The following is a 15,519-nucleotide window of genomic DNA, read 5'->3' as shown; positions in this document are numbered from 1 at the left end:
TTCGAAGGAGAACGATGAGTACGACGGCACGCGGTGCGGTGATTCACGAAGTGGGCGGCAAGTGGGAGGTCGACGATCTCGTCCTCGCCGAGCCCGGTCCCGGGGAGGTCCGGATCAAGGTGATGGCGTCCGGGCTGTGCCACTCCGACGATCACCTCGTCACCGGCGACATCCCCAACACGCTGCCGCTGGTCGGCGGTCACGAGGGTGCCGGGGTGATCGACGCGGTCGGTCCCGGGGTCACTCGGCTCGCCGTCGGCGATCACGTCGCCACCGCCTACCTCCCCGCCTGCGGAACTTGCGCCTGGTGCGCGCAGGGGATGCAATATATCTGCGATACGGGGGCCGGTATGGAGGCTGGTTTCATGCTCGACGGAACGGCGCGGTTCACCACGCAGTCGGGGCGGCCGATCGGCGCGATGCAACGGCTCGGCACGTTCGCGAACTACCTCGTCACGTCCCAGGCGCAGGCCGTGAAGATCGACGAGGACATCCCCTTCGACGTGGCCTGCCTGGTGTCGTGCGGGGTCGCGACCGGCTGGGGCTCCGCCGTGAACGGCGCGGGCGTCCGCCCGAGGGACACCGCCCTGATCGTCGGTGCCGGCGGTGTGGGGATCAACGCCGTGCAGGGCGCCCACCACGCCGGTGCCGCACACGTCGTCGCCGTCGACCCGGTCGCGTTCAAACGCGAACGCGCCCTCGAACTCGGCGCCACCCACGCGTACGCGTCGATCGACGAGGCGATGCCGTTCGTCCGCTCGGTGACCAACGGTCAGGGCGCCGACAGCGCCGTCGTCACCGTCGGGGTGGTGGACGGGCAATTGATCGCCGACGCGTTCGGCGCCGTCCGCAAGGAGGGAACCGTCGCGGTCGTGTCGATCGGCCAGAACACACCTGGGATCCCGATCAGCCCGCTCGAACTGGTGGTCTACGCGAAGCACCTGCGCGGGGTCCTGTTCGGCAACTGCAACCCCACCCGGGACATCCCGGCGCTCCTCGACTACTACAAGTCGGGACGATTGAAGCTCGACGAACTGATCACCAGGCGGTACGCCCTGGACCAGGTCAACGACGCCTACGCGGACCTGCACGCAGGGCTCAACCTGCGCGGCGTCCTCATCCACGAACACTGACAAGGAACGGCTCCAGATGTCGACAGTCGAAGCAACACACCTCCGCACCTACGGGCACTTCATCGGTGGCCGGGCGGTGCCCCCGTCGGACACCACGTTCGAGCGGATCAGCCCGGCCGACGGCCGCGTACTCGCGACGTACACAGCGGGCACGCGCGCCGACGCGCTCGACGCCGTCGCCATCGCCCGCACGGCGTTCGACGAGGGTGAATGGCCGCACTGGACCGCGATGGACCGCGGCCGCGCGCTCCTGCGCTGCGCTGAGCTGATGCGCGAACACGAGGAACACCTCGCCCGCATCGACGCCGAGGAGACCGGGAAACCGATCACCCTCGCCCGCGGTGACGTCGCGGCGAGCATCGAGTTGTTCGAATACGCGGCGGCCCTGGCCATGACGATGCACGGTGAGGCACACACGGCGCTGGGCGAAAACTGCACCGCGATGGTGGTCCGCGAGCCTGCCGGTGTGGTCGGCATGATCATTCCCTGGAACTTCCCGCTGCTCCTGCTCGCGCAGAAGCTGCCGTTCGCGCTCGGCGCCGGCTGCACCGCGGTGATCAAGCCCGCGGAGTTCACGTCCGGCACCGCACTCGAACTGGCCCGGTTGCTCACCGAGGCCGGCGTCCCCGACGGCGTGGTGAACGTGGTCACCGGTGCCGGTTCGGTGGTCGGCGCACCCCTCGCGGAGAGCCCGTTCGTCGACATCCTGTCGTTCACCGGGAGCACCGAGACGGGCAAGCGCATCGTGGAGGCGTCCGCGGGCAGCGTCAAGCGGCTGTCGATGGAACTGGGCGGCAAGGCGGCCAGCGTCGTGTTCGACGACGCCGACCTGGACGACGCACTCGACGGCGTCCTGTTCGGTGTGTTCTTCAACCAGGGTGAGTGCTGCGTGTCGGGGGCCCGGCTCCTGGTCCAGGACTCGATCGCGGACGCGTTCGTCGCGCGACTCGTCGAGGCCGCGGCCCGCATCACGGTCGGCGGGCCGCTCGACGAGGCGAGTGAGCTGGGCCCGATGATCGACGCCGGTCATCTCGAGAAGGTACTCGGGCACATCGACGCGGCGCGGCGGGACGGCGCGACCGTCCTCACCGGCGGCACCCGGCTCGACGGAGAGAGCTGGGGGAGCGGGCATTTCGTCGCCCCCACCATCCTCGACGGCGTGGCGGAAGAGTCCGCCGCCTTCCAGGAGGAGATCTTCGGTCCCGTCCTCACCGTCACCCGGTTCAGCGACGTCGACGACGCCATCCGGCTCGCCAACGCCACGGAATACGGTCTCGCCGGATCGATCTGGACCAAGAACATCGACAAGGCGCTGCGGGTGGCGAAGGATATGCGCAGCGGCCGCGTGTGGGTGAACACGACCATCGACGGCGCCCCGCAACTACCTGCCGGCGGCATGAAGCAGAGCGGGTTCGGCCGCGAGATGGGGCAGGCCGGATTCGACGAGTTCACCGACGTCAAGACCATTCAGATCCGCACCGGACCGCGCACGCGCGTGTTCCCGAACTGGACCGGAGGCAACCGATGAGTGCCGACACGTACGACTACGTCATCGCAGGCGGCGGCACCGCGGGGTGTGTGCTGGCCGGACGGCTGACCGAGGACGCGACGGTCCGGGTTCTCCTGCTCGAGGCCGGCGGCAACGACCGGCATCCGTTCATCCATGTTCCCGCGGGGTTCGCAAAGCTCACCTCGAGCAAATACGACTGGGGATTCTCGAGCGTCCCGCAGGAGCACTGCAACGGGCGCGTCATCCCGCTCGCCCAGGGCAAGGTCATCGGCGGCGGCGGCTCGATCAACGCCCAGGTGTTCACCCGCGGCGCGCACGAGGACTACGACGAGTGGGCGCTCAAATACGGTTGCGCCGGATGGTCGTTCGACGAGATCCAGAAGTACTTCCTGCGGTCCGAGGACAACGAACGGCTGTCGGCGCCGTACCACGGGACCGACGGCCCGCTCGGGGTCTCCGATCCCGTGAACCCCCATCCGCTGTCGAAGTCGTTCGTCCAGGCGGGGCAGGAATTCGGGTTGCCGTTCAACGGCGACTTCAACGGCGATCACCAGCACGGTGTCGGCCTCTACCAGACGACCACGAAGAACGCCCGCCGGTGCAGCGCCGCGGTCGCGTACCTCGCACCCGCCAGGAAGCGGCCCAACCTGACGGTCCGGGAGAACGTCACCGTGTCGCGGGTTCTGCTCGACGGCGGACGCGCCACCGGGATCGAGGTGCTCACCCCGCACGGCGTGGAGACGTTCCGCGCGTCGCGCGAGGTGCTCGTCGCCGCCGGCGCGTTCGGATCACCCAAGATCCTGCAGCTGTCCGGGATCGGGCACCCGGACGACCTCCGGGACGCGAACGTCGCGGTGACGCATGCCCTTCCGGGTGTCGGCCGGAACCTGCACGATCACTGCGACCTCGACGTCATCTACGAACTCCGCGAATACCAGAGCCTGGACCGCCTGAACCTGATCCGTCCGGCCACGGCCAAGGCGGGGCTCGAGTACGCCGCCTTCCGGCGGGGTCCGCTGGCGTCGACCGTCGTCGAGGCCGGTGGATTCAGCTTCGGGCACGCGCAGGAATCGATCCCGGACCTGCAGTTCCACTTCCTCCCCGCCGCCGGCGTCGAGGCCGGTGTCGCGGCGGTCCGTCCGGGATACGGCTGCACCCTGAACTCGTACGCGCTGCGGCCGGAGAGCCGCGGTTCGGTGAAGATCAGGTCGAACGATCCCACCGCCCAGCCGCTGATCGACCCGAACTTCCTCGCCACCGACTTCGACCTCGAGTCGAGCATCGAGGGGCTGCGGCAGAGCCGGGAGATCATGGCGCAGTCGTCGATGGCCCGCCACATCAAGGCGGAGCACCTGGCAGGTGGCCTGTCGGTGAACACCAAGGACGACTACGTGAAGTTCGTTCGCGCGTACGGTCGTACGTCGTACCACCCGGTCGGCACGTGCGCGATGGGTGTCGGCGACGACGCCGTGGTCTCACCGGAACTGAAGGTGAGGGGCATCGAGGGTCTGCGGGTGGTCGACTCGTCCGTCATGCCGCGGATCGTCAGCTCCAACACGCAGGCTCCCACGGTGATGATCGCCGAGAAGGCCGTCGATCTGATTCGTGGGGAAGGATGACCGGATGACCACTTTTTCCGGACTGACTGCGGACGTCGCCAGTGAGGCCGTCGAACTCGCCCTCCCGTCGATCGAGAACCTCTCCCACGGAAGCCCGGGGCACCTCGTCGTGCTCCGGCCGGGCGTCGCCCCGTCCGCCGATGCGGAGTTGCCCGTCATCTACCGCCGCAGCTGGGGTGAGAAGAAGGACTGGCGCGGGCCGTACGACGCGATCGCCGAATCGAAGGCGCGGATCAGCTGGACCACCGGACTGCCGTCGCACGCCGTGCAGCAGTTGCACCCGTACCTCTACCAGCCGGGCTGGACCAAATGGGGTGGCAGCGCCGTGGGCGAGGGCGGGCTCGTCGTGGCGTACAGCGGCGACAAGTGGTTCCACGACCAGTTCTATTCGGAACTCGTCGTTTCGGCGATCAAGGTGGTGTGCCTCCGCGAGATCGACGCCGTGATGCGCGACCCGGGCACCCTGTTCCTCGGCAACGGAAGTGAGAATCCATGAAGGTGAACGACAGCCGGACGTTCGGGCGCGCCGGCTTCGACGTCACCCTCCTCGGCTACGGCGGTGCGCCCGTCGGCAACATCTTCCGGCCGATCCCCGAGGCGGACGCTCAGGCGCAGATCGCCGAGGCGTGGAACATGGGTGTGCGGTCGTTCGACACCGCTCCCATGTACGGGCACGGACTGTCCGAGCACCGGGTCGGCCACGCACTGCTGACGAAGGACCGCGAAGACTACGTGTTGTCCACGAAGGTGGGACGCACACTGACCCCCGCGGCCCGTGGGTCGTTCGACACCGGAATCTGGGTGGACACACCGCCGTTCCGGGCCGACTTCGACTACTCGTACGACGCGGTGCTGCGGCAGGTGGAGGACAGCCTGCAGCGCATGTGCCAGGACCGGTTCGACATCCTCTACGTGCACGACGTCGACCGGTACACGCACGGCGACGCCCAGCGCGCGCGGTTCGCGGAGGCGCTCGCGGGTGCGTTCCCCGCGCTGATCCGGTTGCGGGACGAGGGCGTGGTCCGGGCGATCGGTATCGGGGTCAACGAGGCCGACGTCTGCGTCGACGCCCTCGAACGCGTCGACCTCGACTGCGTTCTCCTCGCGGGCAGATACACACTGCTCGAACAGGATCCGGTGACGGACCTGCTGCCGCTCGCGGCGGAGCGCGACGTCGCGATCGTGCTCGGCGGCGTGTTCAACTCGGGCGTCCTGGCCACCGGCGCGGTGCCCGGCGCCAAGTTCAACTACCAGCCGGCGTCGGAAGACGTGCTGGGCCGGGTACGCGACATCGAGAAGTTCTGTGCACGTCACGAGGTTCCGTTGGCGGCGGCATCGATTCAGTTCGCGGCCGCGCATCCCGCGGTGCGGGAACTTCTGCTGGGCGCCCGGAACTGCGACCAGTTGAGGCAGAACGCGACCTGGCTCGAACACCCGATCCCGGCCGAATTGTGGCAGGACCTGCGCGCCGCGGGACTGATCCGGGAGGAGGCGCCCACCCCGACCTGACCGCCGGTCACATCGTGTACGGCGACGTCGAGTTCTGCAGTTCCTCGAGGAAATCGGAGGGGACCGTCGGCCGGTCCGCGGGCCACTCGCCGGCCAGTTGATCGGCCCGCAGATCCGCGACCAGGGCGACGACGAGCGGCCCGCCGTCGGGAAGTATCCGGTGAAGTCCGCGCGCCGCGCAGATCGAGGCGATGGACGCGAGTGCCTGCTTGGCCTCGTCTTCGCGGCCCGCCGCGGCGAGGCACGCCACCCGGAGGCGCTCGGCCAGCAGGTGGGCGCGGTTGCGGCCGGTGCCCGCCAGCCGGTCGGTCCACTCCTGCGCCCATGCGCACGCCGTCTCGATGTTCTCGCGGGCCCCGGTGGCGAGCAGCATCCGAACCGCGGTGGCCTCCTCGACCTGCGCGACGATCTCGTCGATGCCCGCGACCGGGCGGCGCCGGTTCTCGTAGCGGACCGGGTCCGGTGCTCCGAGGGTGGGATGCGCGGTGATGCCGAGTCGGCGGCGTTCGTTCTCGACGCGGGCCCGTAGTCGGGCGAGGGAGAACGTTCCGGCCACCTCGAGTCCGGCGTGGAGGCGTTTCGTCGCTTCCTCCCGGTCGCCGCGCAGCGCCTTGACGTGCGCTCCGGTGACGAAGCGGGCGACCTTGAAATCCACCCCGCCGGTCTCGATAGCCAGGGTGTATCCGTCGTCGAGGAGACGCTCGGCCTCCTCGACGTCCCCGCGTTCGTAGAGCACCTCACCGAGCAGCGACCCCGCGAGCCGGGCGGACGGTGCGCGCGGCCCGCCCAGTTTCCGGCCGGCGCGGCGTGCCCGCCGGAAACGGTCGACGGCGTCGTCGATGTCGAGTTGCTCGTACGATGCGACACCCAGATAGCTCTGGCCGTGAACGACGTTGTGCGGTCCCTTGTTCCGCTCGTAGAAGGGCCGCCCGACCTCCTGGATCCTGCGTACCTCCGCGAAGTCGAAGCGGTACACCGCGGCGAACGTGGTGACGTTGAACGCGGCGCACACCACCCACGGGTGCAGCGACTCCGGCCGGGAGAGGCAGTCGCCGACGAGTTCGTCGATCCGTTCGATGCGGTCGCTGCGCAGTTCGGCCACGGCACGCACCACGCCCGCCTCCGCCCGCAGATCCGCCGTGTCGGTCGCGCTCGCGTCGCCGTGGGCGAGTGCCCGTTCGGCTCGTTCGAGTGCCCGCTCGGCGACCGTGGTCCGGTTCGCCATCGCATTCGCCCACGCCGTCGTGACCTGCAGCCGGGCGCTCGCGGCGACGAGACCCGGCGGCAGCATGTCGACCACCGCGGACAACGTCGCCGACTGCGACTGCTCGAGCAGCAACAGCCCGTCGGCCTCGACGAGTTCCACTGCCCGTCGCTCTTCGCCGCCGGCGAGGGCGTGCTCGACGGCCTCGCGGAGCAGGCTGTGGTCGCAGAACCAACGGGACGCGGCGCGGTGCAGTTCCCGGACGCGGTCGGGCTGGTCGCGTTCGAGCCTGCGGCGCAGGAATTCGGCGAACAGGGTGTGGTAGCGGAACCACGTTCGCTCGTCGTCGATGTGGCGCAGGAACAGGTCCCGGTCCTCGGCCGCCTCGAGCATCGCCTGCCCGCGCGACGTGCCTGCGAGGGTATTGGCGAGACTGCCGCACGTGCGTTCGGTGATCGAGGTGGCCAGCAGGAAGTCGAGCATCTCGGGTTCGAGGGTGTCGAGGACGTTCTCGGCGAGGAATTCGCCGATCGCGTGGTGGCGCCCCGACAGTCCGGCGATCAGCTCCGACGGATCCGCACGCCCGCGCAGCGACAGCGACGCCAGTTGCAGCGCCGCCACCCAGCCGTCGGTGGAGTCGCGGAGTTCCGTGACGTCCTCGCTGTCGAGGGGCAGGCCGCCGAGGTCGACGAGGAACGACCGCGCCTCGGAATCGTCGAAACGCAGTTCCGAATAATCGATTTCGACGAGTTCGTCCTTGACCCGCATGCGGCTCATCGGCAACCCGGCCCGGGTCCGGCTCGTCACCACGACCTGCAGGTGGTGGCACCCGTTGTCGAGGAGGAACTCCAGCGCGGCGATCGTCGTGGGTTCCGACACGCGCTGCCAGTCGTCGATGATCAGGGCGATTCGTTCGCCACTCTCGTGGATCTGGTTGACGAGCGAGGTGAGCACGTACCGTTCGGCCTCGTCGTCGTGCTCCTCGAGGACCTGGCCGAGTTCCTTCGCCAGGTTGGGGCGCACGCGGCGGATCGCCTCGATGAGGTGCGCGACGAACCACACCACGTTGTCGTCGTCGCTGTCGACGGTCAGCCACGCGACCGCCACCCCCTCGTCGGCGAGGACGTTCCGCCATTGGGCGGCGAGGGTGCTCTTGCCGAATCCGGTGGGACCGTGGATCACGGTCAGCAGGCGACGGCGGCCGGCCCGCAGCAGGTCGATCAGCCGGTCGCGCTCGACGAGTTGCCGGGTCGCGGCGGGCGGCCGGAACCGGGTGGCAGGCGCGGGCGGCGGCGTCGACGTAAATTTCGCCCGTCCCGTCGTGGACGTCCGGAACGGACCGGAGACGGTCGAGATTGTGCCATGCGAGGAGTCCTCGGTGTGATGGACACCCGGGTCGACGGGCATCGCCATCTCGTCCACGGCCAGACCGTGGTGCCGTTCGACCTCGCGCAGTTCGTCCCCGAACGCGGCGGCGGACGCGGGGCGATCTTCGGGTTTTCCGGACATCGCCTGCTGGATCACGGCGCTGAGGTCCTCCGGGAATCCCTCGCTCCGCAGGTCCGGGACGGGCTGGGTGGTGATGCGCAGGAACTGCGCGATCACCTCCTCGCCGTTGTGTCGTTCGAACGCGGCGTGCCCGGTGATCGCGCTGAACAGGGTCGCGCCGAGGCTGTACACGTCGGACGCGGCGGTCGGGGTCCGCCCCGACAACACCTCCGGCGCGGTGAACGCGGGGGACCCGGTGACGGTGCCCGCCGTCGTCTCGAACGCCCCCGACATCCGGGCGATCCCGAAATCGGTGAGCTGTGGTTCGCCGTACTCCGTGAGCAGGATGTTTCCCGGTTTGACGTCCCGGTGGAGGATACCGACCCGGTGTGCTGTTTCGAGCGCACCCGCGAGTTTCACCCCGATCCGCAGGGCGTCGCTCCAGGGGATGGGCCCGCGCCGCCGGATCTGCACGTCCAGCGAATCGTGGGGGTGGTACTGCATCACGATGTACGGCCTGCCGGTGTCGGTGGTCCCGACCTGCATGATGTTGACGATGTGCGGGTGGCCACTCAGCCTGCCCATGGCGCGTTGCTCCCGCAGGAAGCGTTCGAGATTCTCGGCGTCGAGCGCCGCGGTGAGAACCTTGACCGCCACTGTCCGGTCGAGTTCCGGTTGCGCGCACCGATATACCACCCCGAACCCACCGTGCCCGATCTCCTTGGCGTCCTCCAGCCCGACCGCGGACAGCTCGGCCGTGAAGGTCGCAGTCACCGACTCACGCTGGGTGGCGAGCGGGTCGAAATCGGTCATGCCACCACCTCTTCGCTCGCCATCGAGCATATCGCGGCAGGGGTGACGCCGAGGCCGGACAATCGAGCGATGCCACACGTGCGGAAAGTCGTGGATCTGTCCCACACCATCGGGCCCGGGATGCAGGTGTATCCCGGCGACCCGGTGCCGACCCTGATCCGGCACTGCACCCTCGAACGCGACGGCTACAACGTGCTGGACGTCCGGATCGGTTCGCAGTCCGGGACGCACGTCGACGCCCCGGCGCACCTGACAGCGGGGGCGGCGACCATCGACCGGCTGGCACCGGAGCTGTTCGTCGGCCGCGGCATCGTGTTCGACGTGCGCGGGCTCGGTGCACGGCAGCGGATCACCCCGGACGTGATCGGGTCCCGCGCGGACGACGTCCGGCCCGGCGACATCGCCGTGTTCCATACCGGATGGTCTGGGTTCTACGGAACGGACGCCTATTACACGCATCCGTTCCTCGACCCCGCACTGTGCGCACTGCTGCTCGACCGGGGAGTGCGGACGTTCTGCCTCGACGCCCCGAGCGTCGACGAGACACCGGACGACGAGCACGCCGATGCCGGATATCCGGTTCACCACCTGATCGCCGACGCGGGCGGCGTGATCGGCGAGAACCTGTGCCGGCTCGACCGGATCGACTTCCCGGACCCGCTCGTCAGTCTCCTGCCGATCTCCCTCGAGGACGGCGACGGAGCCCCCACCCGCGCCGTGGCGATGCACCTGGAATAGCGCGCTCAACCACCGGCGACGGACTGCAGGATCTGCAGTTCCTGCCCCGGGGTCACCGCGGTGCCGACGCCGCCGAGGAGCCGGACGTCCTCGCCGTCCACATAGACGTTGACGTACCGCCGCAGCGCGCCGGTCTCGTCCCGGATCCGGCGGCCGAGGATCGGGAACTCGCCCGCGAGGACGTCGAGTACCCGGGCCACCGTCGACGCGGAGTCGAGGGGCACGTGCACGGAGCGCTCCCCGCCGACGATCGACGCCAGCGCCCGCGGAACCCGAACGGTGACGCCCTCGCTCATGACTCGATCACCGCGGCCCGCACACACAGCACGTCGGGCAGGTGCGCCGCCACCGTGCGGAATGTTGCGCCCTGGTCGGCGCTCCCGTAGACCTCGCCGCCGCGCGTGCCGAAATACACGCCGACCGGGTCGGCGGTGTCCACGGCGGCGGCGTCGCGGAGCACCACGTTGTAGTCGCGGTCCGGCAGCCCGCTGTCGAGGCGCGTCCAGCTGTTCCCGGCGTCGTCGCTCCGGTAGACGGCCGGCCGGCCGTCGGGCGGGATGCGTTCACCGTCCGCCTTGATCGGAACCACCCACACCGTTCCCTCGCGGCGGGGATGGGTGAGCATCACGAACCCGAAGTCCGTCGGCAGTCCGTCCGCGATCGACTTCCACGTGTCGCCGCTGTCGTCGGAGCGGTAGACCCCGTGATGGTTCTGGGCATACAACCGGTCGGGGACGACGCCGTCGCGGGCGAGCTTGTGGACGCACTGGCCGAACTCCGGGTTCGGATCCGGCAGGAAGTAGGCCGTGATCCCGGCGTTGCGCGGCTCCCAGGACGCACCCCCGTCCGTGGTGCGGTACACGCCGCCGGTGCTCATCGCGACGTGCACGGTGTTCTCGTCCTGCGGATGAGGTACGACGGAATGCGCTGCGGCGCCGCCGTATCCGGCACCCCACTCCGGCCGGTGCGGGTGATCCCACAGCCCGCGTTCGAGGTCGAAATGCTCCCCGCCGTCGACCGACCGCCACACCGAGATGGGCTCGCACCCCGCCCACACGACACCGGGACGGTCTTCCGCGTCGGGCCGGATCTGCCACACCCGCTCGAGTGCGGCGCCGTCGCCGTCGCCGAAACGGATGGCGCCGTGGTCCGGTTCGGTCCAGGTGGCACCCAGATCGTCGGAATGCGCGACGGTCGGACCCCAGTGTTCGGACCGGACCCCGACCAGGATGCGGGTGCGCCCACTGCGCGTGTCGATCCCGATGCTCGGAATCTCGTTCATCAGGAAATGCGGGCCCGACAACGACCACGTGGCGCGGTCGCTGCTGGTGGCGAGCCAGAGGCCCTTCTTCGTTCCGATCGCGAGCAGGACGGTGTCGGCTGCGCTCATGAATCCATCGGACCACTCGGCCCGCCGGATGGCAACGACCGGGCGGGAACTCTCAGCGGGCGGGTCCGTGCCCGATCCGCGCCCGCAGGTGGCTCAGCGCGCGGTGCTGCGCGACGCGGACGGCCCCCGGGGTGGTGTCCAGGACCCGTGCGGTCTGTTCTGCCGACATTCCCACGATGACGCGCATGAAGAGGATCTGCTGGTGCCGGACCGGGAGGGTCTCGACGAGCAGTCCCATTTCGCCGCGCAGTTCGTCGCGCAGGACGTGGTGTTCGGGGCCGTCCTCGACGTCCACGACGTGATGTGCCGCGGCAGCGCGCGCGGTCGGCGGGACCGACATCCGGGTGGCGCGTCGCCGCGCGTCGGACACCTTGTGTGCGGCGATGCCGAAGATGAACGACAGCAACGACTTTCCCTGGTTCCGGTACGTCCGCAGCGCGCTCATCAACGCGAGGCACACGTCCTGGGTGACGTCGTCGGCGGTCGTGTGCGGGTGATCCACCGATTCGAGGCGGGTCGTGCAGTAGCGGTGCACGAGCGGGTGCGCAATGCGGAGAACCTCTTCGACGGCGTCTTCGTCGCCCGCCGCCGCGTACGGCGCGAGTCGTTCCAACTCGGCTCTGGCGTCCAATTCGATCATGGTGTTCTCCCTGTTCCTGCGGCTGCATCCAGCCTCGGGGGAACGCTCGATCGTCGATAGGCACCGCAGGGTGCGGAAGTACCCACCCAGGGCTTCCCTCGGGACTTCATAGCGGGATCTAGGACACGCGCTAGATGAGCGCAGATTCGGCAACAGAGGTTGTTACCTTCGTGGCCATGGACCCTGTCCGTAACCCCTACGCACCCGGCGCGGGGCAACGCCCGCCGGAGCTGGCGGGACGTACCAGGCAGCTCGACGCGTTCGACGTGGTGCTCGAGCGGATCGCGCGCGGTCGCCCGGAGCGCAGTGTGATGCTGACGGGTCTGCGCGGGGTCGGGAAGACGGTCCTGCTGAATCATCTGCGGTCGGCGGCCATCTCGCGGCGGTGGGGAACCGGGAAGATCGAGGCCCGCCCGGATCAGGATCTGCGGCGGCCGCTGTCCTCGGCGTTGCACATGGCGATTCGGGAGATCGCGGGCGCGCACCGCGACCCCGACCGGGTCGAGGAGTTCCTCGGAATCCTGAAGTCGTTCGCCCTGCGTGCGACGGCCGACAAGGGCATGCGCGAGCGGTGGCAGCCGGGGATCGACGCGCCGGCGGTGAAGGGTCGCGCCGATTCCGGGGACATCGAGATCGATCTGGTGGAACTGCTGCTCGACGCGTCGTCCCTGGCCCGTGACGTCGGCGTCGGGATCGCGCTGTTCATCGACGAGATGCAGGACCTCGGCGGCGCGGACGTCTCCGCGGTGTGCGGGGCCTGCCACGAACTCAGCCAGGACGCGGCCCCGCTGATCGTGGTCGGTGCCGGACTGCCGCACCTGCCCGCGGTGCTGTCGGCGTCCAAGAGCTACTCGGAGCGGTTGTTCAGCTACCACCGCATCGACCGGCTGGACCGGGTGTCCGCGGACCGGGCGCTGATCGCGCCCGCCGAGCGCGAGGACGTGAAGTTCACCGACGAGGCGCTCGACGCGTTGTACGCCGCGGCCGACGGCTACCCCTATTTCGTCCAGGCGTACGGCAAGGCGACGTGGGACGTGGCCGCGGCGACGCCGATCACGGAGGAGGACGTGCGGGTGGCGGAGCCGACCGCGGAGGAAGAACTGGCGGTCGGGTTCTTCGGTTCGCGGTACGAGCGCGCGACGCCGGCGGAGCGGGAGTACATGCGCGCGATGGCGGACCTCTCGGGGGACGACGGCCCGGTCGCGACGGCGGCGATCGCGTCCGAACTGGGCCGCAAACCCGCGTCGCTGTCACCGGCGCGGGACGGGCTGATCAAGAAGGGCCTGATCTATTCGGCAGAGCGCGGGTCGATCGGATTCACCGTGCCGCACTTCGGGAAGTACCTGCGCGCGCAGCACGACTAGCGCAATCTAGCGAATTCTACGGTTTTGCGTAGAAAGCCGAAGATTGTCCTGTCGAGTGCCGGACGGTTCCGGCCGCTGGCCCTCGCCGCCGCTCCGGCGCATCCTGGAAGGACGACGAAGGGATCAGCGATGTCGGACACTGTCGCCCGCAAGGTCATCGGTGCACACCTCCTCGACGGCCGGATGGAACCGGGCGAGGAGATCTCGATCCGGATCGATCAGACCCTCACCCAGGACGCCACCGGAACCCTGGTGATGCAGGAACTCGAGGCGCTCCACCTCGACCGCATCAAGACCGAGTTGAGCGTGCAGTACGTCGATCACAATCTGCTGCAGGCCGACGAGAAGAACGCCGAGGACCACGAGTTCCTCCGCACCGCCGCCCTGCGGTACGGGCTGTGGTTCTCGAAGCCGGGCAACGGCGTCTCTCATCCCACGCACATGCAGCGCTTCGGCGTTCCCGGCAAGACCATGGTCGGTTCCGACTCGCACACACCGGCGGCGGGATCGCTGGGCATGCTCGCGATCGGCGTCGGGGGGCTCGAGGTCGCCATGGCGATCGCGGGTCAACCTCTCCACCTCCGGATGCCTCAGGTCTGGGGTGTCGAGTTGACCGGCAGGCTCCCCGAGTGGAGTTCGGCGAAAGACGTCATCCTCGAGATGCTCCGCCGCCACGGCGTCAAGGGTGGGCTCAACAGGATCATCGAATACCACGGTGAGGGACTTGCGACGCTGACGGCGATGGATCGTCACGTCATCGCGAACATGGGCGCCGAATTGGGCGCCACGACGTCCATCTTTCCCTCGGACGACGCCGTCCGCGCGTTCCTGCGCTCCGAGGGCCGGGAGGACAACTTCGTGGAACTGCGCGCCGATGCAGGCGCGGAGTACGACGTGCACGAACAGCTCGACCTGTCGACGATCGTGCCGCTGATCGCGAAACCGTCGTCACCGGGAAACGTGGTGCCCGTCCGGGAGGTCGCCGGTGAGGACGTCAGCCAGGTGGTGATCGGGTCGTCCGCCAACCCCGGACTGCGCGACTTCGCGATCGTTGCGGCCATGGTGTCGGGGCGGCAGACCGACCCGAGCGTGAGCTTCGACGTCAATCCGAGTTCGCGGGAGATCCTCTCCGACCTCACCAAGATGGGCGCCACGCTCGAACTGGTCGTGGCAGGCGCGCGGATACATCAATCCGGATGCATGGGTTGTATCGGCATGGGACAGGCGCCGGCGACCGGCCGGAATTCTCTCCGGACGATGCCCCGCAATTTCCCCGGGCGTTCGGGCACCCACGATGATTCCGTGTGGCTGTGTTCACCGGAGACGGCGGCCGCGTCGGCTCTCACCGGGGTGATCACCGACCCGCGGGACTGGGCAGAGGATGCCGGGATGCAGTACCCGGAGATCACGCTTCCGGATGAGGCCACAGTGAACACGGCCATGCTGGTGGCGCCGTTGCCGGAGGAGCAGGCTCGGCACGTCGAACTGGTGAAGGGCCCCAACATCTCGTCCCTGCCCGAGTTTCCGCCCCTGCCCGACCGCATCGAGGCTCCGGTGCTTCTGAAGGTCGGTGACAACATCTCCACCGACGAGATCTCTCCGGCGGGGGCCCGGGCCCTGCCGTTCCGCTCCAACATTCCCAAGCTGTCCCGGTTCACGTTCACCCAGGTCGACGAGACCTACCCGGCGCGCGCGGAGGAGACGGCGAAGACCACCGGGCATTTCATCGTCGGCGGCGACAACTACGGGCAGGGTTCCTCCCGTGAGCATGCCGCGATCACCCCGCGGTACCTCGGTCTGCATGCGGTGATCGCCACCTCGTTTGCCCGTATCCACTGGCAGAACCTCGCCAACTTCGGTGTGCTTGCGCTCGAATTCGAGAACCCGGACGACTACGACACGATCCGGCAGGACGACGTGCTGGTCCTCGACGGAGTGCGGGAGGCCATTCGTTCCGGCCCCCATCTGACCCTGTTCGACTCGACCCGTGACGTGGAGATCCCGGTGCGTCATCGGCTGTCCCCACGTCAGGTCGACGACGTGCTCGCGGGCGGATTGATCCCCCAACTGGCACGCAGGGAGTGATCAGCCGGTCGCCGTACACTCGGCGC

The 15,519-nt window shown here is 68.9% G+C and carries 12 protein-coding genes; 8 read left to right on the top strand and 4 right to left on the bottom strand.

Annotation, left to right across the window (positions count from 1 at the left end; translation table 11 throughout):
• The first annotated feature begins 14 nt into the window (after positions 1-14).
• Genes I1A62_RS19065 through I1A62_RS19045 form a run of 5 tightly spaced genes read left to right on the top strand, consistent with a single transcriptional unit; the run spans position 15 to position 5,771 of the window.
• Positions 15-1,133, top strand: a complete 1,119-nt coding sequence (locus I1A62_RS19065; RefSeq protein WP_219459425.1) for a Zn-dependent alcohol dehydrogenase — start codon at positions 15-17, stop codon at positions 1,131-1,133.
• Positions 1,134-1,149: 16 nt separating this feature from the next.
• Entirely contained in the window at positions 1,150-2,661 is a 1,512-nt protein-coding gene (locus I1A62_RS19060) for an aldehyde dehydrogenase family protein (protein ID WP_219459424.1), read from the top strand.
• Complete coding sequence (locus I1A62_RS19055; RefSeq protein ID WP_219459423.1) at positions 2,658-4,262, top strand: GMC family oxidoreductase; 1,605 nt, start codon at positions 2,658-2,660, stop codon at positions 4,260-4,262. Before I1A62_RS19060 ends, I1A62_RS19055 begins: the two co-directional genes overlap by 4 nt.
• 4 nt (positions 4,263-4,266) lie before the next feature.
• Positions 4,267-4,758, top strand: coding sequence for a hypothetical protein (locus tag I1A62_RS19050; RefSeq protein WP_219459422.1), 492 nt, complete (start codon positions 4,267-4,269; stop codon positions 4,756-4,758).
• Positions 4,755-5,771 (top strand): aldo/keto reductase, encoded by a 1,017-nt coding sequence (locus tag I1A62_RS19045; protein ID WP_219459421.1) that lies wholly within the window; start codon positions 4,755-4,757, stop codon positions 5,769-5,771. The genes I1A62_RS19050 and I1A62_RS19045 overlap by 4 nt, the downstream gene beginning before the upstream one ends.
• A gap of 7 nt (positions 5,772-5,778) precedes the next feature.
• On the opposite strand, the gene I1A62_RS19040 is transcribed toward I1A62_RS19045, so the two are convergent.
• A complete protein-coding gene (locus I1A62_RS19040; protein ID WP_124391067.1) occupies positions 5,779-9,276 on the bottom strand; it encodes a serine/threonine-protein kinase in 3,498 nt (1,165 codons plus the stop codon).
• A gap of 69 nt (positions 9,277-9,345) precedes the next feature.
• On the opposite strand from I1A62_RS19040, the gene I1A62_RS19035 reads away from it, so the two are divergent.
• A complete protein-coding gene (locus I1A62_RS19035) occupies positions 9,346-10,014 on the top strand; it encodes a cyclase family protein (RefSeq protein WP_219459420.1) in 669 nt (222 codons plus the stop codon).
• A gap of 5 nt (positions 10,015-10,019) precedes the next feature.
• Here I1A62_RS19035 and I1A62_RS19030 read toward each other — a convergent pair whose 3' ends face one another.
• Genes I1A62_RS19030 through I1A62_RS19020 form a run of 3 tightly spaced genes read right to left on the bottom strand, consistent with a single transcriptional unit; the run spans position 10,020 to position 12,044 of the window.
• On the bottom strand, positions 10,020-10,310 hold the full coding sequence (locus I1A62_RS19030; protein WP_124391069.1) for a MoaD/ThiS family protein: 291 nt from the start codon (positions 10,308-10,310) through the stop codon (positions 10,020-10,022).
• Entirely contained in the window at positions 10,307-11,404 is a 1,098-nt protein-coding gene (locus I1A62_RS19025) for an exo-alpha-sialidase (protein WP_219459419.1), read from the bottom strand. Before I1A62_RS19025 ends, I1A62_RS19030 begins: the two co-directional genes overlap by 4 nt.
• 52 nt (positions 11,405-11,456) lie before the next feature.
• On the bottom strand, positions 11,457-12,044 hold the full coding sequence (locus tag I1A62_RS19020) for a sigma-70 family RNA polymerase sigma factor (RefSeq protein WP_124391071.1): 588 nt from the start codon (positions 12,042-12,044) through the stop codon (positions 11,457-11,459).
• A 176-nt stretch (positions 12,045-12,220) separates the two neighbouring features.
• On the opposite strand from I1A62_RS19020, the gene I1A62_RS19015 reads away from it, so the two are divergent.
• Entirely contained in the window at positions 12,221-13,408 is a 1,188-nt protein-coding gene (locus tag I1A62_RS19015) for an AAA family ATPase (protein ID WP_124391072.1), read from the top strand.
• Positions 13,409-13,537: 129 nt separating this feature from the next.
• The gene (locus tag I1A62_RS19010) at positions 13,538-15,493 is read left to right on the top strand and encodes an aconitate hydratase (protein ID WP_219459418.1); all 1,956 of its coding nucleotides are present in this window, start codon (positions 13,538-13,540) and stop codon (positions 15,491-15,493) included.
• Positions 15,494-15,519 lie beyond the last annotated feature (26 nt).

It is taken from the genome of Rhodococcus sp. USK10, assembly GCF_019378875.1.
Taxonomy (GTDB): domain Bacteria; phylum Actinomycetota; class Actinomycetes; order Mycobacteriales; family Mycobacteriaceae; genus Rhodococcus_F; species Rhodococcus_F pseudokoreensis.
This window is presented reverse-complemented; position numbering and strand designations above follow the sequence as displayed.